Annotated in this window: 14 protein-coding genes; 6 read left to right on the top strand and 8 right to left on the bottom strand. The window is 59.5% G+C overall.

What is annotated here, in order from left to right; genetic code table 11:
• Nucleotides 1-26: 26 nt before the first annotated feature.
• The 5 genes from INF61_RS16650 (at nucleotide 27) to INF61_RS16630 (ending at nucleotide 5725) form a co-directional block, all read left to right on the top strand.
• On the top strand, nucleotides 27-1430 hold the full coding sequence (locus INF61_RS16650) for a TolC family outer membrane protein (RefSeq protein ID WP_023295304.1): 1404 nt from the start codon (nucleotides 27-29) through the stop codon (nucleotides 1428-1430).
• Nucleotides 1427-3619, top strand: coding sequence for a type I secretion system permease/ATPase (locus tag INF61_RS16645; protein WP_017692801.1), 2193 nt, complete (start codon nucleotides 1427-1429; stop codon nucleotides 3617-3619). Before INF61_RS16650 ends, INF61_RS16645 begins: the two co-directional genes overlap by 4 nt.
• Nucleotides 3600-4799 carry an HlyD family efflux transporter periplasmic adaptor subunit gene (locus tag INF61_RS16640; RefSeq protein ID WP_227413504.1) on the top strand — a complete coding sequence of 400 codons (1200 nt, stop codon included), beginning with the start codon at nucleotides 3600-3602 and terminating at the stop codon, nucleotides 4797-4799. Before INF61_RS16645 ends, INF61_RS16640 begins: the two co-directional genes overlap by 20 nt.
• Before the next feature lie 250 nt (nucleotides 4800-5049).
• Nucleotides 5050-5349 (top strand): type II toxin-antitoxin system RelE/ParE family toxin, encoded by a 300-nt coding sequence (locus INF61_RS16635; protein ID WP_015571638.1) that lies wholly within the window; start codon nucleotides 5050-5052, stop codon nucleotides 5347-5349.
• A gap of 10 nt (nucleotides 5350-5359) precedes the next feature.
• Nucleotides 5360-5725 carry a HigA family addiction module antitoxin gene (locus tag INF61_RS16630; protein WP_015571639.1) on the top strand — a complete coding sequence of 122 codons (366 nt, stop codon included), beginning with the start codon at nucleotides 5360-5362 and terminating at the stop codon, nucleotides 5723-5725.
• A gap of 26 nt (nucleotides 5726-5751) precedes the next feature.
• Here the strand turns inward: INF61_RS16630 and INF61_RS16625 are convergent, their stop codons facing one another.
• A complete protein-coding gene (locus INF61_RS16625; protein WP_017382758.1) occupies nucleotides 5752-6933 on the bottom strand; it encodes a PLP-dependent aminotransferase family protein in 1182 nt (393 codons plus the stop codon).
• A gap of 20 nt (nucleotides 6934-6953) precedes the next feature.
• Complete coding sequence (locus INF61_RS16620; protein ID WP_015571641.1) at nucleotides 6954-7841, bottom strand: LysR family transcriptional regulator; 888 nt, start codon at nucleotides 7839-7841, stop codon at nucleotides 6954-6956.
• A 97-nt stretch (nucleotides 7842-7938) separates the two neighbouring features.
• Between INF61_RS16620 and INF61_RS16615 the strand changes: the two genes are divergently transcribed.
• The gene (locus INF61_RS16615; RefSeq protein WP_126495384.1) at nucleotides 7939-8541 is read left to right on the top strand and encodes a short chain dehydrogenase; all 603 of its coding nucleotides are present in this window, start codon (nucleotides 7939-7941) and stop codon (nucleotides 8539-8541) included.
• On the opposite strand, the gene INF61_RS16610 is transcribed toward INF61_RS16615, so the two are convergent.
• The 6 genes from INF61_RS16610 to fdrA form a co-directional block, all read right to left on the bottom strand.
• Nucleotides 8538-9269 (bottom strand): bifunctional 2-polyprenyl-6-hydroxyphenol methylase/3-demethylubiquinol 3-O-methyltransferase UbiG, encoded by a 732-nt coding sequence (locus INF61_RS16610; RefSeq protein WP_126495383.1) that lies wholly within the window; start codon nucleotides 9267-9269, stop codon nucleotides 8538-8540. The genes INF61_RS16615 and INF61_RS16610 overlap by 4 nt on opposite strands.
• A 125-nt stretch (nucleotides 9270-9394) precedes the next feature.
• Entirely contained in the window at nucleotides 9395-10774 is a 1380-nt protein-coding gene (locus INF61_RS16605; RefSeq protein ID WP_193547930.1) for an amidohydrolase family protein, read from the bottom strand.
• A 1-nt stretch (nucleotide 10775) separates the two neighbouring features.
• Nucleotides 10776-11732, bottom strand: coding sequence for a carbamate kinase family protein (locus tag INF61_RS16600; RefSeq protein WP_017382762.1), 957 nt, complete (start codon nucleotides 11730-11732; stop codon nucleotides 10776-10778).
• Nucleotides 11729-13309 (bottom strand): hypothetical protein, encoded by a 1581-nt coding sequence (locus INF61_RS16595; RefSeq protein ID WP_015571646.1) that lies wholly within the window; start codon nucleotides 13307-13309, stop codon nucleotides 11729-11731. Before INF61_RS16595 ends, INF61_RS16600 begins: the two co-directional genes overlap by 4 nt.
• Nucleotides 13310-13320: 11 nt before the next feature.
• Nucleotides 13321-14736, bottom strand: coding sequence for a DUF1116 domain-containing protein (locus INF61_RS16590; protein WP_178097705.1), 1416 nt, complete (start codon nucleotides 14734-14736; stop codon nucleotides 13321-13323).
• Nucleotides 14736-16277 carry an acyl-CoA synthetase FdrA gene (gene fdrA / locus INF61_RS16585; RefSeq protein WP_193547929.1) on the bottom strand — a complete coding sequence of 514 codons (1542 nt, stop codon included), beginning with the start codon at nucleotides 16275-16277 and terminating at the stop codon, nucleotides 14736-14738. The genes INF61_RS16590 and fdrA overlap by 1 nt, the downstream gene beginning before the upstream one ends.
• Nucleotides 16278-16345 lie beyond the last annotated feature (68 nt).

The following is a 16345-nucleotide window of genomic DNA, read 5'->3' as shown; positions in this document are numbered from 1 at the left end:
CAGTACTTTTTTATTAGGGACAAGACATGGGAAAGAAGATGCCTTACTGGTGGCTCTCGTGCTGCCTGATATCTGTGCCCGCTATCGCGGCAAACCCTGCGGCGATGATTAATACCGGACAATTAAGCGAAACGCAGGAACTCCCCTCTTTAAATGGTCGCGTGGCGCCCGTAGCCAGCAAAGCCGCCCCCGGCACGCTACAGCTGAATGAAGCGGTTAACCGCGCCGTGACCTGGCATCCGGCCATCAGTGAAGCCGTCGGCAAACTTTATCAGCAGAGCGAAAATGTGGACGTCGCCAAATCGAAATATTATCCGCAAATTAACGCCGGCATGGATAACGGTTATAGCCACGACGGTGACGATAATGGCTTTACCCCTTCGCTGGTGCTTTCTCTTTCGCAAATGCTTTACGACTTCGGCAAAGTCGCAAGCCAGGTACGCGCGGAAAACGCGGGCGTCGCCCAGCAGCAGGCCAACGTGCTGGTGAGCATCGACACCATCGCCCACGATACCGCCATCGCCATGGTGCAGGTGCAGACCTGGCAGCAGATGGTCGAGACCGCCAAAGAACAGCTGGATGCCCTGTCCTCCATCGGCACCCTGACGAAACAACGTAATGATGAAGGCGCAACGTCACTCTCTGACGTGGTGCAGACCGACGCCCGCATCGAAGGGGCGCGTGCGCAGCTGATGCAGTATCAGGCCAGCCTCGACAGCTCGCGCGCCACGCTGATGAGCCTGCTGGGCTGGGACAGCCTGAACGCGGTCAGCAATGACTTTCCGCAGAGTCTGGCCCGCAGCTGCGACATCGCCGAGCCGGACGATCGTCTGGTGCCCTCGGTATTAGCGGCCTGGGCGCAGGCCAACGTCGCGCAGGCTAATCTCGACTATGCCAACGCGCAAATGACCCCTACCGTTTCGCTGGAGCCGGAAGTTCGTCACTACCTGAACGACCGCTACGCCGGCAACGAAACGCGGGACCGCACCCAGTACTCCGCGTGGGTAAAAGTGCAGATGCCGCTCTATCAGGGCGGCGGCCTCACCGCCCGGCGTAACGCCGCCGGACACGCGGTGGAATCCGCCCAGTCCACCATCCAGCGCACCCGTCTTGAGGTGCGGCAAAAACTGCTGGAAGCGCGCAGCCAGGTGATGAGCCTGATGAGCACGCTTCAGATCCAGGGCCGTCAGGAAGCGCTCAGCGCCCGCACCCGCGAGCTGTATCAGCAGCAGTATCTCGATCTTGGTTCCCGCCCGCTGCTCGACGTGCTCAACGCCGAGCAGGAGGTGTATCAGGCGCGCTTTACCCAACAGCAAACCGCCGGACAGCTGCATCAGCTTCAGCTCAACTGTCTGTACAACACCGGGCGCCTGCGTCACGCGTTCGATCTTGAAAACCGCACCATCCAGACCGTGGAGATCCAGCCATGAAGCAACGCGATATTCCGCAGGGTGAAAATATGACGGATGAGGCGCTGGAGCAGTGGGCGCAGGCGTTTGGCTATGTGGCGACGCGCTATCGCGTTGCCTGTTCGCCAGGCTCGCTGATCGCCGGCGCGCCGTGGCTGAAAGGCAAACCGATGGTGCCCGCGCTGACGCAGCTCGCCCGTGAAGCCGGGCTGACATTCCAGCTGCTGACGGCCGATCAGCACGCTATCAACAGCTGGCGTCTGCCGGTGGTGGTGGAGCTGAACGACGGTAAAATCGGCGTGATCGACAATTTCGACGGCGAGGATACGCTTGAGGTCAGCTTTTTCGACGACAGCACGCACACCAACCGCCTGTCGATGAGCGCGATGCTGCCTGCCATCCGCCACGTCATCGCCCTGCGTCCGCTGGCGGCGCTGAAGGACAGCCGCGTGGATGCCTATATCTCAAAATACCGCCCGGACTGGCTCTACCGGCTGGTGATGCGCGACCTTCGCCCTTACAGCTGGGTAATGCTGGCGGCACTGTTCATTAACGTGCTCTCCCTCTCGGGCATCGTCTTTTCCATGCAGGTGTATGACCGGGTGATCCCCGCCCAGTCCTATCCGACGCTCTATGTGCTGACCATCGGGGTGCTGATCGCCACGCTGTTTGGCTTTGTGCTGCGCGTGGCGCGCGGACACATTATGGATCTGCTGGGTAAACGCTCGGATCTGCGCGTCTCGGATCGGGTGTTCGGCCACGCGCTGCGGCTGCGCCACAGCGCCATTCCGCGATCCACCGGCAGCTTTATCTCCCAGCTGCGCGAGCTGGAGCAGATCCGCGAGATGGTCACCTCCTCCACCATCTCCACCATCGTCGATCTGCCGTTTTTTATCCTGTTTGTGATTGTGCTGGCGATCATCGCTCCGCAGCTGGCGTGGATCGCCCCGGTGGCGGCGGTGATCATGGTCCTGCCTGGCCTGCTGCTGCAAAAGAAGCTGGCGGAGCTGGCGAAGCAGTCGGCGCATGAATCAACCCTGCGCAACGCGGTGCTGGTGGAGAGCGTGCAGGGGCTGGAGGACATCAAGCTGATGCAGGCGGAGAACCGCTTTTTGCAGCAGTGGAACAGCTATATCCAGATCACCGCCGAATCCGGCCTGCGCACCCGCGAGCTGACGCAGAACCTGATCAGCTGGGGGATGACCATTCAGAGCCTGGTGTATGCCGGGGTGATCGTGGTGGGCGCGCCGATGGTGATCGACGGCACCTTAACCACCGGTTCAGTGGTGGCCGCCTCAATGCTCGCCTCACGGATGATCGCCCCGATGGCGACGCTGTGCGGCGTGCTGGCCCGCTGGCAGCAGGTGAAGGCGGCCAAAGAGGGGCTGGACAGCATTATGCAGCTGCCGACCGAGAATCAGCGCGAAGAGACGCCGATCCGTCAGGACGTGCTGCGCGGACATTACCTGTTCGAGCAGGCGCAGTTTCGCTATCACCCGGAAGATCCGCGTATGGCGCTGCGCATTAACCGTCTGGAGATCAAAGCGGGCGAGAAAGTGGCGATCCTCGGGCGCAACGGCGCGGGCAAATCAACCCTGTTGCAGGCGATGGCGGGCGGGATGGATCTGGCGGGCGGTGAACTGCGGCTCGACAACCTCAGCCTGCCGCATCTGGACGTGGCTGACGTGCGGCGAAACGTCGGCTTTATGACCCAGAACGCCCGGCTGTTTTACGGCACCCTGCGCGAGAACATCACGCTCGGCATGCCGCGCGCCACCGATAAAGAGATCTTCGAGGTGCTGGAGATGTGCGGCGCGGCCAGCTTTGTGCAGAAGCTGCCGAAGGGGCTGGATTACCCGATTATGGAGAACGGTGTCGGGCTGTCCGGCGGGCAGCGGCAGTCCATCCTGCTGGCACGGATGCTACTGCGCGATCCGAATATCGTGCTGATGGATGAACCGACCGCTTCCCTTGATGAGCATACCGAGCGGGAATTTATTCAGCGCCTCGGAGCGTGGCTTGGCAACCGCACGCTGATTGTCGCGACCCACCGCGTGCCGGTGCTGGAGCTGGTGGAGCGCGTGGTGGTACTCAAAGATGGCATGCTGGTGATGGACGCGCCAAAAGCCCAGGCGCTGAACAACAGCCGTATGCAGCAACAGCAGCAGGCAACCGGACGGGAGTGGAAAAATGAAAATCAGTCAGCGTGACGTTGCCGCAGTAGAAGATCTGGATAACGCGCTCGACTCAGAAAGCGGTTATACCGGTGCCCGGCGCATTGTTTTCTTCTCCCTGCTGATGTTTGTGGTGCTTGGCGTCTGGGCGTGGTTCGGGGTGCTGGACGAAGTCTCAACCGGCACCGGGAAAGTGATCCCCAGCTCACGCGAGCAGGTTTTGCAGTCGCTGGATGGGGGCATCCTCACCGAGCTGAACGTGCACGAAGGGGATCAGGTGCAGGCCGGACAGGTGCTGGCGCGGCTGGATCCTACCCGCTCGGAATCCAACGTCGGCGAAAGCGCGGCGCGTTACCGGGCATCGCTGGCCTCCAGCGCGCGTCTGTATGCCGAGGTGAACGATCTGCCGCTTAAATTCCCGCCGTCCCTGGCGAAATGGACCGACCTGACCGCCGCTGAAACGCGGCTCTACAACTCGCGCCGCGCCCAGCTTGAGGATACCCAGCGGGAGTTGCGCGCCGCGTTAGATCTCGCGAACAAAGAGCTGGGGATCACCCAGCGGCTGGTGAAAACCGGGGCCGCCAGCCACGTGGAAGTGCTGCGCCTGCAACGGCAGAAAAGCGACCTGGAGCTGAAGCTCACCGACGTGCGTTCCCAGTATTACGTGCAGGCCCGTGAAGCGCTGTCGAAGGCCAACGCCGAGGTGGATATGGTGTCAGCGATCCTGAAAGGCCGCGAGGATTCCGTTACCCGTCTGACGGTGAAGTCTCCGGTGCGCGGGATCGTGAAAAACATCAAAGTGACAACGATTGGCGGTGTGATCCCGCCCAACGGTGAGCTGATGGAAATTGTGCCGGTGGACGATCACCTGCTGATTGAAACCCGCCTCTCGCCGCGGGATATCGCCTTTATCCACCCTAATCAGGAGGCGCTGGTGAAAATCACCGCCTACGATTACGCGATTTACGGTGGGCTACACGGGGTGGTGGAGACCATTTCGCCGGACACTATTCAGGACGAAGCGAAGCCGGAGGTGTTCTATTACCGGGTGTTTATCCGTACCAGCCAGGATTATCTGGTGAATAAGGCGGGCAGACACTTCTCGATCGTGCCAGGGATGATAGCGACGGTGGATATCAAGACCGGTGAGAAAACGGTGCTGGATTATATGATCAAACCGTTTAACCGGGCGAAGGAGGCGCTGAGGGAGCGGTAGTCAAACGCCGGGTGGCGGCTGCGCCTTACCCGGCCTACATTCTCGCAGGCCCGCGCAAGCGCAGCGCCGCCGGGCATTAATCCGCACGCAAGACGTGGAATCCGCCTCGAAGAATTAACCTTTAGTCATGCATCACACTTCCCTTCAGCCATGACCAGGATAATATTACTCGCAGACAAAACGCACTTGCGCACAGTGCAGGAGTGCATTACTATCCACTCAGCTTCAAGGACTGGAGCTTACCAGCATTATGATTAATCATTTTCGGGATCAATGGCTTGAGGATTTTTTTCTCTACGGGAGATCGAGCAATGTTATCCCTTTGAATCTGGAAACAGCGCTTGCAAGAAAGCTCGACATCATCAATGCGGCCATGTCGCACCTGGATTTACGATCGCCACCGGGCAATATGTATGAAGCATTGAGTCCTCCGTTGAAGGGATATTCCTCTATCCGGGTAAACAGACAATACAGGCTTGTATTTCGCTGGTCAGAGGGAAAAGCAGACGATCTCTATCTCTCTCCACACAAGTACACGCAACACAAGTGAGGCATCACCTATGACACTTCAACAGGCACTCCGCAAACCCACCACGCCGGGCGAGGTGTTGCAGTATGAGTATCTTGAACCGCTCAATCTGAAAATCAACGATCTGGCAGAGATGCTAAATGTACACCGCAATACCGTAAGCGCATTGGTCAATAACAATCGCAAACTTACTGCCGATATGGCGATCAAACTGGCAAAAGCCTTTAATACCACTATTGAATTTTGGCTGAACTTACAGCTAAACGTTGATATCTGGGAAGCGCAATCTAACTCCCGCACGCAGGAGGAGTTAAGCCGGATAAAAACCGTGGCGGAAGTCATGGCGAAGCGAAAATCCGGCAAGCCAGACGTTACCCTGCACGGGAACAGCGCATAACGGCATCTGCCATTATGCGCATCCTGTTACAGGGAAATTTTGAGGCGTCGAACCGCTTCTTTAAGCTGCTCATCCGTTGGGGTAACGAAAGACATGCGCAGCGTGGTATGGTCCGGCTCGTTGCAGTAGAAGAACTCACCCGGCACAAACACGACGCCGTTGCTCAACGTTTTTTCCAGCCATTTCGTCGTATTGATGCCGTTGTTCATTTTCGCCCACAGGAACATGCCGCCCTTTGGCTTGTGGAACGACATCACATCGCCCAGCTCCGCTTCCAGTTCCGTTGCAAAGGTCTGGTATTTCTGGCGATAGGCTTCGCGGATCATTTTAATCTGATTCGCCAGACGACCGGTTTTCAGATACTCGTACGTCATCAGCTGCGACAGCGTGCTGGTGTGCAGATCGGTGGTTTGCTTGAGGTTCACCACCGCGCGCTTCAGCCACTCCGGCACCAGCACCCAGCCCACGCGGGTGCCCGGCGCGAGGATTTTAGAGAAGGTGGAGGTGTACACCACGTTATCCTCATTGCCGATATCTTTGGCATGAGCAATCAGCGGGCGGAACGCTTCGTCGGTATAGTTGATCTCGCTGTACGGGTCGTCTTCGATAATCACGAAGTCATAGCGCTTCGATAATTCCACCAGCTGTTTACGACGCGCTTCGGAGAGCGTCACGCCGCCCGGGTTACCAAAGGTTGGCACGATATAAACCGCTTTGATGGTTTTGGTGGCTACCAGCGCTTCAAGTTCATCCACTTTCATGCCGTCACCGTCGGTGCCGACGGATTCAAAATTCGCCTGCGCCAGGCCAAAGACCTGCAACGCGGCGAGGTAGGTAGGCCGCTCCACGACGACCGTATCGCCCGGGTTAATTAACGCCCGCGCCAGCACGTCAAGCGACTGTTGCGAGCCGGAAGTAATGACCACGTCATCGGCTTTACAGGCGATGCCGCGACCTTCACAGATGCGTTGGATCTCTTCGCGCAGCCCCGGGACGCCTTCCGTCAGGCCATACTGGAACGCTTCGCCAAAATGCTGAGACAGCACGGCATCAGCGGCGATTTTTAAACCTTCATGATCGAACAGGTCCGGATTTGGAATACCGCCACCCAGCGAAATCACGCCTGCCATTTTGCTATGTTTTAATAATTCACGGATGGCAGAGGATTGCAGGCCCTGCGCGCTGCTGGCGAGTTTGTTTGCAGACATTCTTTACTTACCTTCTTTTTTTATATTGTGCCCAATCTTAGCAGAATATGGGCAATAAATTCCGTTAGCTTAGGCAGCGGCCGCAAATCCTGACGCCACAGTAAATGCACCGGCCTCGGCGCGGGCGTAAACGCTTCCAGAACCCGAACCAGCCTGCCGCTCGCCAGCTCTTCCGCCACCAGCACTTCCGGTTGCAGCAGGAGTCCCGCCCCGGCTCGCGCCGCCATGCGTAAGCCGTAGCCGTCATTGCATCGTAAGACGGCATCACGCTTCCAGCGCACTTCGCCTTCCACTCCCGGCAGCCGCCACTCGTTACGCGCCGTCCAGACCGTGTGCGACAGGCACAGGTGATCCACCAGATCGGCTGGCGTTTGCGGCGTACCGTGACGCGCCAGATAATCCGGCGCGGCGCAGATCACCATGTTGTAGGGACACAGGTATTTCGCCACCAGATCCTCATTACGGATCTCACCGATACGAATGGCCAGATCGACCCCTTCCTCTACCAGATCCACCATTCGGTTGGTGAGATCCAGTTCGATGCGCACTTCCGGGTAACGCTGCAAAAACGTGGCCGTCAGAGGCGCGATAACGCAGCCGCCAAACGAGGTAGGCGCCGTCACGCGCAGGGTGCCGGCGGGCGTGGCTCGCAGACGCTCAACCGCGTTTTCAGCAATCGAGACCTGCTCCAGCACGCGCCTGGCCTCTTCGAAATAAACGCGTCCGGCATCCGTCAGGCTCTGGCGACGGGTGTTGCGCTCCAGCAGCCGCGTACCGAGCTGCGATTCCAGCTGCGCAATATACTTCCCGACCATTACCGCCGACATCTCCAGCCGGGCCGCCGCGCCGGTAAAGCTGCCGCTTTCCACCACCGCGATGAACGTCTCCATGCCGCGAAGCTTATCCATATTACGAACCTCTGGTTAGTAATCTTCTAACATCAGCCCAGTTTATCTGAATTTTTATTTATTAAAGAATGAAGGCTCACAACATAAGGAGTCTGCTATGAAAATCGTCATTATTGGTGCCAGCGGTACCGTCGGTCGTGCTGTGACAGAAGAGCTAAGCCGTCGCCACGAGGTGATCCGCGTGGGTCGCACGCAGGGCGATCATCAGGTGGATATCACCTCGCAGGCGAGCGTGCAGGCGCTGTTCAAAAAGATCGGTCCGGTGGATGCGATTGTCTCCGCCAGCGGAGGGTTGCACTTCGGCCCGCTCTCAACCATGACCGACGGCGAGTTCAACCAGGGTTTGCAGGATAAGCTGCTGGGGCAGGTTCGTCTGGCGCTGACCGGCCAGCACTTCCTGAACGAATGTGGCTCGATTACGCTGATAAGCGGGATTGTGGCGCACGAGCCGATTGCCCAGGGCGTGAATGCCACCACGGTTAACGCCGCGCTGGAAGGGTTTGTGCGCGCCGCGGCCTGTGAACTGCCGCGCGGTATTCGCATTAATCTGATCAGCCCGACGGTGCTGACCGAATCCGCCGAAGCGTACGACGGCTTCTTCCCGGGCTTTGAAAGCGTTCCCGCCGCGACCGTTGCGCAGGCTTACCGCCGCAGCGTCGAAGGGGTGCAGAGCGGGCGGGTGTATAAAGTCGGTTATTAAGCCTTACGGGCGGCGATCAGCACCAGCATCGGGCGCTCTGCCTCTTCTGCCAGCGCGGGCCAGGCGTCAATTTGCGCCTGCGTTGGTCCCCACTCATTGACTTCGCTTATTGTTAATCCGGCCTTGATCAGCGCGTTGAGCGTGGTGCCCAGCGTACGGTGGTATTTAATCACCCCGTCTGCCAGCCAGTTGCTGACGCGCTGGCTTTCGTCCTGATAATGGTTCACGCCCCAGAACCGCTCGCCGCTGTTGTCCGTCAGCCAGCCCTGACGGGAGGCGCAGGTGTAAATCGGGTGCTCCATAGAGAAGACCAGGCAACCGCCGAGTTTAAGCGCGCGCTGAACGTGGGCAAATAATGTGTTCAGTTCCGGCAGATAGTGCAGCGCCAGCGAGCTGTAGACCAGATCGAGGCTGTTCTCGTTGAGCTTGAGAGACTCCAGATCGCTACGCTGATAGTGAATCTGTGGATCGGCGGTGAGCTCCACTGCGCGAGCGAGCATCTTTTCGGAGATATCCACGCCCGTGACGTCAGACGCGCCCAGCTCACGCGCCGCGCGGCAGAACCAACCATAGCCGCAGCCAAGATCGATAACCGATTTGCCGGTTAAATCCGGCAGCATCGCCCTGAGCGCAGGCCACTCCGGCGCGCCGTCCAGCCCCTGCACCGAGCGCGGAAGCTGAGCGTAGCCTTCGAAAAACGCCGGATTGTCGTAGATGTTTTGTGCCATGGCTGATCCCTCTTTAAGAATGTGCATAGCAGTATACTGCATTGTCGGGTGGCGGTTTCGCCTTACCCGACCTACAAAATCTCCGAACCGTAGGCCGGGTAAGCGCAGCGCCACCCGGCACCACATTAACCCACAGAGCCCCAGACCAGACTCCCCTTATGGAACGTAGCGGTACGCGGAGAGATGCGTGCCACGGCCTCGGCGGAACAGGAGGCATCCACCAGCACAAAGCTGGCGTCATCCTGCGCTTTCGGCCACACGCGCTCACCTTTATCGTTTAGCGGCAGCACGTCGCCGGTGGCGATGCCCAGCGCGCGCGAAAGCGTCTGCTCATTCGGGCGAATATAGAGCTGTGCATAGAGGTTGGCTTTCTCCAGCATGTCCCCCAGACCGTACGGCGACCAGTGGTCGATCACGCTGTCGGTACCGGTCATGACAAACACGCCTTTATCACGCAGCTGCTTCAGCGGCATGTGCAGAGTGCCAATCGGCACGGTGGAGGCGATGGTCACCTGTTGTGCCGCCATGCGGGTGGCGATCTCATCCACCTCTTGCTCGTTAAGCGTCGCCAGGGCGAAGGCGTGGCTGATGGTCAGCTTCCCCTTCAGCGCCGGCGTTTTCTCCACGGTTTCGACCATGTAGTTCACCGCCGCCACGCCCGCCGGGCTGGTTTCATGCAGGTGAATGTCCACCCCTTTGTCGTAATCCAGCGCAATCTGGAACATGGTGTCGAGGGATTTCTCCATCGCGCCGTCGACGTTGGTCGGGTCCAGCCCGCCCACGTAATGCGCCCCCGCCTGCATCGCCTCGCGCATCAGCTTTTCAGAATGAGACAGCAGCAGGCCGTGCTGCGGGAAGGCAACGATTTCGCAGTCAAAGCCTGCGCCCCGGCGCGCCAGTACCGCCTGCAAATTTTCCAGGTTTTTCAGGCCGGAAACCGGCTCTATGTTGCAGTGGCTGCGGGCGATGGTTGACCCTTTGGACTGGAGCAGGTCGATCAGCTTTTCGGCGCGTTCTTGCGTGTAGGGCTGTAACTCCGGCAACAGCTTCTGCTCCAGGCGGATCATGTCCTGAATGGTGGTGCCCGCCGGACGGTTCAGGGAGCGCCACGGGCCGCCGTAGAAGGTTTTATCCAGATGGATGTGCATGTCGCGCATCGCCGGGAGCATCAGCTTTTTGCCCGCGTCGAAGTGCGGCAGGGTCGCGTCCGCGTGGCTGTTGTTGTCGCGCAGGGCGACGATTTTCCCGTCTTTGATTTCCAGCGTTTTCAGCTCGGTGCGGGTACTTGTCGCCACGCTGCCGTCGAAGTTAAACCCGGCTTCCAGCAGCACGTTGTCGAGATAGTAATGTTTTGCGGTGATGTTCATCGGTTTACCCGTCTCGCAGGTTGCCCTTGCTGAATCGGCAGCATACGCGACGGAACCCGTGGCGCCAAACAGCGCGCAGGCGGTAACCATTTTGCCGCTCTGGCTGATAAACTCGCGGCGGCTTTTATTCTCACTCATCTTATCTTCCTTCATTAATAATGTGGGTACCCGTTTCACCGCGCAGCGCCGCGGGCAGGCAGTCCGGCGAGGTAATGATCACCCTCCTGCCGCCATGGCGTAAAAATTCCAGCGAGGCGACGATTTTCGGCAACATGCTGCCAGCCGGAAAATGCCCTTCTTCCATGTAGCGCGTCATCTGCGCCACGTTCACCGTGCTCAGCGCCTGTTGATTCGGCTTGCCGAAGTGGATGCACACTTTCTCCACGCCGGTGGTGATCACCAGCACGTCGGCGCGGATCTCGCGCGCCAGCAGCGCGGTGGAGAGATCTTTATCTATCACCGCGTCCACGCTCTGGTAATCGCCCTGTTCACTGCGCACCACAGGAATGCCTCCGCCCCCCGCGCCGATCACCACAAATCCTTTCTGCGTCAGCGCCTTGATGGCATCCGACTCAACGATGCGCCGCGGCTGCGGTGAAGCCACCACGCGGCGATACCCCCGGCCTGAATCCTCAACAAAATGCCAGTCCGGGTGCGCAAGTTGCAGTTCGTCGCGCTGCGCCTCGCTGAAGAACGCGCCGATGGGTTTCGTCGGGTGCGTAAAACCAGGATCGTTTTTATCCACCTCCACCTGGGTGACGACCGTGACCGCTTTTTGTTCCCCGCGCGCCGCCAGGCGGTTGTTGAGCGCCTGCTGGATCAGGTAGCCGATCCCGCCCTGGGTATCCGCCACGCAGTTTGCCAGCGGGGTCAGCGGCAGCCCTTCCCGCTCGTGGGCGATTTCGGCGCGGCGCAGATCCAGCCCCACCTGGGGGCCATTGCCGTGGGTGAGCACGATGTCATAGTCCGAGGCCAGCATTTCGAGCACCGACTCTGCCACCGCTTTGACCGCCTGCGCCTGATGCTCAATCGACTGGCTGGCGTTGTCTTTGATAATGCTGTTGCCGCCGATGGCGACGACCATAAGCTCTTTCATTTTGTTTCCTTTAGAAGGTGCGTTCTGGTGCCCTCATCCCGGCCCTCTCCCACAGGGAGAGGGGGATTAACAGAGGTATCCAGCACATGCTTCACCACAAACATCCCGCCCATCATCAGGTAGGCCGTGACGAACATCAGGGAACTGCCCTCGGCAAAGCCCACCACCGGCGCGTGGATCACCCCAAACAGCGCCAGCAGCGCTCCACCGGCCGCCGCGACGGCCCCACGCAGCGGTTTGTTGAGGATGGCGAAGATGGCGATACAGCCCCAGAGCATGCTGGCGAGCGGCGCGCCGTTGCCGAGATGCATCAGGCCTTCGTAGTAGATCCCCTTGCTGTGCAGCACGTCAGTGCCGATTTTCGCCGCGCTGGTCCCCGCCGCGCTCATCACGCTGTTCATCATGGTCAGCGCCCAGTTGGCGATCCACGGGAACAGGCAGATGAAGATGACGGGCACCTCCACTTTCGGGGTCTCCCTCACCACCTGGTTGGCGGTGACGACGCCGATAAACACCAGAATCGGCACGATGGCGGTCATCGGTATGATGGCGAGCATAAAGGCCCCCAGCCCGAACAGCGGCACGATGAACATGGTCACGCCGGACGCCAGGGTGTAGCCGATGCTGGCGCCCATCGCTTTCCAGCCAGGATGGCCGACGTAGACCGTGACCGGGAACGGATTGCCCATCAGGCAGCCGAGCATCGAGGCCAGACCGTTCGCCAGCATTACCTTGCGGGTCGGGTATTCATCCCCCGCCGCGTGGGCGCTTTCAATGTTCTCCAGGTCAAAGATGTAGTTCGCCAGCCCCAGCGGTACGGCGGACGCCAGATACGGCAGCGCGTGCGGCAGTCCCTGCATGAAGCTGTCCACGTGCACTTCTGGCGGGTTAAAGCCGAATGATGACATGGACGCTTTAATGGCATCCGGGCTTTGCAGGCCGGAGATCCACGCAAGCAGAGTACCGGCAATTAACAGCAGCAGGCCGGTCGGGATTTTGGCGAAAATCGGCTTTTTACCGAACCAGTTAATGAAGATCAGCAGCAGGACGATAAACGACACGGTCGGCGCTTCGAACGCCTGCAACATCGGGTTCATCGCCAGCAGCAGCAGGCCAAGACCGGACAAGCACGACAGCAGCACGGTACGCGGGATCATCTTGCGGATGGTTTCCCCCAGGAAGGAACCGCCCGCGAGGATCATCGCTTCCACAAAGCACCACACCAGGCCAATCTGAATCGCGAAATCCGCATCGCCGGTTTGCTGGTAAACCGGCATTAAGACCAGGAAGGTCACGGTAAAAATCGACGGCGCGCTTGGGCCGGACGGCAGCGCGGTGACGTCCGTTCGTCCGGTGGCGCGCGCCATTTGCAGGCCAAACCACGTATAGCAAAGACTCGCCACCAGCACCGCCAGCCCGAAGGCTGGCGCGATGCGTCCATAAACAATCTCCTTCGGGATGCCGACGACAAAAATGAGCAGCCCCATCATGGTCAGCAAATTGGTCAGGTTGTTGGTCATCAACCCGAAATAAGCTGCCCAGTCACCTCTTTTCCACTCCAGTTTCATGTTTTTCATGGATGCATACCTTATAGAACGTAGCGATCGCGGAAGGTTAACAGCGCCTTTTCAAAACAGCTAAACGGCGGGTGAACGATGCCCGCCCCAATCATGCCGATCCCGGCGTCCTTGTGGGCAATGGCGGTATTAATGACCGGCAGAATGCCGCTGCCCGCGACCTTCATGATGTCGATGGCGGTCGGGATGCCCATAAACGACAGCAGCGGAATGGTGACGTTCGGGTTTTCGCCGAGGGTGATTTCGCGCATCTGGCGAGAAAAATCGATGGCTTCCTCCACCGTGCCGCCCACCAGCGCAACGATGGCCGGGGCCGTCGCCATTGCAAAGCCGCCGATGCCGTAGGTTTCGGTAATCGCGCTGTCGCCGATATCCAGCCCGGAGTCTTCCGGCTTATAGCCCGCGAACATCGGGCCGATCACCTGCTGCGCCGGGCCGGTGAACCACTGCCCCGGCAGGCCGGAAACGCGCAGGCCGAACTCGTAGCCGTTGCGCGCCATGGTGGTGACGACGGTGCTGTACTCAATGCCGTGGGCGGCATCCAGCGCGGCCTTACACATCGCCATCCACGTCGGACCGGAGAAGTAGTCGCTGCTGGCGACAAACTCGAACACTTCACGCTGCTGCGCCACCGGATAGCCCGCCTGGATCAGCCCCGGCGTCAGCGCCTGAATAAGCAGCGTGGTGCCCGCGTTGTTGCGGTTGTGGCACTCGTCGCCCATGTGCAGCGCCTGGGCCAGCATCAGGCGCAGGTCGATTTCGCCGATAATCTTCATCGCGTCGCGCAGCATCGGGCCGAGCACGTCGCGCATCCAGTTCAGGCGCTCGATCACGCTCTGGTCGTTAGCCCCCATGCGCAGGATCTTCGCCATCTGCTCGCTGAGGTTGGTGAAGGCGCGGTTGCCGTAGGTTTTGTTCTCAACGATGTGCATAAACATCGACGCGGAGGTGACGCCCGCCATCGAGCCCACGCAGTCGTGCTCGTGGCAAGGCGAGAACGTAATATCTCCGGAGGCGGCGATCCTTGCCGCATCGTCCAGATCTTTCGCCAGCCCTTCAAACACCAGCGCGCCGGTAACCGCGCCTTTCATTGCCCCGCACATGTTCTCCCAGGAGACGGGCGGACCGGCGTGCAGAATGGTGGTGCGGGTCATGCCCGGCACCACGTTGATCGCCTGGTCATAGCCCACCAGCACCGGATGGGACTGAATAATCCGCTCAAGGGCAATTTTGTTCGCGGCGGCAATTTTCTCCGCCAGCGGTTTTTCCGCCAGCCGATCCAGCGCGTCCACCACCTGCATATTGCCCTGCCCCGGCGGCGTCCAGTCGAGCTGGGTCACGGGAACGTGCTGTTTTTTGAGGTCGTCGCTGAACATCGCAATCCCGACGTTAATCACGTTCAGCGGCTGGTTGAATAAGATCGTCATTATACTCTCTCCCCTTTGCAGACAAATTCGCGTGCCAGTAATCCGGTATTGGTGCTGCTGCTGGCCCAGATGACGCCTGCATCAGTCAGCAGCTGGCACTGCTGCGCCAACGACTGCGGATCCTGATCGGTGCCGAGCACGTAGCCGAGAATTTCCAGCGGACGGTTGTCGGCTTTCGCGATCGCCTGTGCCTCTTTGATCGCCTCGATCATCACCCCAACCGGATCGTCATGCGCGCCAAAGCCAAGCACGAAATCCATCACGATCACCCCCACCTGCGGATCGCGCGCCTCCTGTAGCAGGCGGCTGATGCGGTTGGTCGGGTCGATCATCGGGTGTGGCTTGCCGTTGGTGAAGTCGTCGTCACCGAAATCAAGGAAGGTGTGGGCCTGGCTGACGCTGATGTCTTTCAGACGCCTGGCCGGATCCGGCTGGATGTTGCTGTAAACATTGTCAAATTTCTCCAGCACGGCAAACATCGCTTCGTCGCACAGGGTGCCGCCGCAGAACAGGCCGCGAATGTACTTCTGCTGCGGCGTCAGGCGGGCGCGTACCTCTTCGATCAGCGGCCAGTTGAGCGGATGTAAATCCAGGTCGTCTTTTTTAATGCCGGTAAGCAGCACCGCTTTCAGGGCCGCCTCTTTGGTGCCACGAGCAAACTGCAAACCGTCTTCATCGGCTGGCGGTTCGTTGCGGCCCAGGAAGCACACAACCACAGGCTTGCGGCAGGCGCGTGCCCGGGCCAGTACTTTCTCAGCCACCGCGGGTGCAGGCGGTTTGGAGATGAGCGCTATCACCCGGGTCGCGTCGTCCGCCTCCAGCATGTCGATGGCATCGAGCATCATCAGGCCGCCGATCTTCTCGCTGAGATCGCGTCCGCCGGTGCCAATCAGCTGCGACACGCCGCCGCCGAACTCGTGAATGCGCACGCTCAGCTCCTGGCTGCCGGTGCCGGAGGCGCCAACGATGCCAATCTGCCCGCGACGCACCGCGTTGGCGAAGCACAGCCCCGCGCCGTTGATAATGGCGGTGCCGCAGTCTGGCCCCATCATCAGCAGACCCTTTTCATGCGCCAGCTGCTTCAGCGCCAGCTCGTCGTCGAGCGATACGTTATCGGAGAACAGCATCACGTTAAGATCGTTTTCCAGCGCCTGGCGCGCTTCCCGCGCGGCGAAGGTGCCGTTGACGGAAATCACCGCAAGGTTGCTGTCCGGACGATGGGTTTTGGCGCTGGCAATCGTCGCGTAGCGTGCTTCATGGGAGCCAGTGCGCTCTTTACGCGTGAATAACGCTTCAATGGCGGCCAGGGTTTCCTCATTCGCCGCGTCGCCTTTAATAACGATCATCAGGTCGCCGTTTTTCGCGTCCGCTAATTCCGGCGTTAATAGCCCGAGGTTTTTTAATACCCCTTTGTTCATTTCCGTCGCCATCGCCACAAACGCCTGCTCGACGCCCGGCAATTTATTGGCTTTGGTGGAAACCGACATTAAGGAAACCGAATCGAAATACGTATTCTTTTTTATGACGATTTTGGTTGGCATTATTTTCACCTGTTTAAGATAAAAGGGGGCCGCCGTCGTGCTAAATGCACGTCGGTAACAATGCGTTT

Source organism: Enterobacter cloacae complex sp. P18RS, from assembly GCF_014982105.1.
Classification (GTDB): Bacteria; Pseudomonadota; Gammaproteobacteria; order Enterobacterales; family Enterobacteriaceae; genus Enterobacter; species Enterobacter hormaechei_C.
The sequence above is the reverse complement of the archived record's forward strand: the minus strand, read 5'-3'. Positions and strand labels throughout refer to the sequence as shown.

Coding starts and splice junctions, on each gene's coding strand:
- INF61_RS16650 (WP_023295304.1), top strand. CDS start 27: ATGGGAAAGAAGATGCCTTACTGGTGGCTCTCGTGCTGCCTGATATCT.
- INF61_RS16645 (WP_017692801.1), top strand. CDS start 1,427: ATGAAGCAACGCGATATTCCGCAGGGTGAAAATATGACGGATGAGGCG.
- INF61_RS16640 (WP_227413504.1), top strand. CDS start 3,600: ATGAAAATCAGTCAGCGTGACGTTGCCGCAGTAGAAGATCTGGATAAC.
- INF61_RS16635 (WP_015571638.1), top strand. CDS start 5,050: ATGATTAATCATTTTCGGGATCAATGGCTTGAGGATTTTTTTCTCTAC.
- INF61_RS16630 (WP_015571639.1), top strand. CDS start 5,360: ATGACACTTCAACAGGCACTCCGCAAACCCACCACGCCGGGCGAGGTG.
- INF61_RS16625 (WP_017382758.1), bottom strand. CDS start 6,933: ATGTCTGCAAACAAACTCGCCAGCAGCGCGCAGGGCCTGCAATCCTCT.
- INF61_RS16620 (WP_015571641.1), bottom strand. CDS start 7,841: ATGGATAAGCTTCGCGGCATGGAGACGTTCATCGCGGTGGTGGAAAGC.
- INF61_RS16615 (WP_126495384.1), top strand. CDS start 7,939: ATGAAAATCGTCATTATTGGTGCCAGCGGTACCGTCGGTCGTGCTGTG.
- INF61_RS16610 (WP_126495383.1), bottom strand. CDS start 9,269: ATGGCACAAAACATCTACGACAATCCGGCGTTTTTCGAAGGCTACGCT.
- INF61_RS16605 (WP_193547930.1), bottom strand. CDS start 10,774: ATGAGTGAGAATAAAAGCCGCCGCGAGTTTATCAGCCAGAGCGGCAAA.
- INF61_RS16600 (WP_017382762.1), bottom strand. CDS start 11,732: ATGAAAGAGCTTATGGTCGTCGCCATCGGCGGCAACAGCATTATCAAA.
- INF61_RS16595 (WP_015571646.1), bottom strand. CDS start 13,309: ATGAAAAACATGAAACTGGAGTGGAAAAGAGGTGACTGGGCAGCTTAT.
- INF61_RS16590 (WP_178097705.1), bottom strand. CDS start 14,736: ATGACGATCTTATTCAACCAGCCGCTGAACGTGATTAACGTCGGGATT.
- fdrA (WP_193547929.1), bottom strand. CDS start 16,277: ATGCCAACCAAAATCGTCATAAAAAAGAATACGTATTTCGATTCGGTT.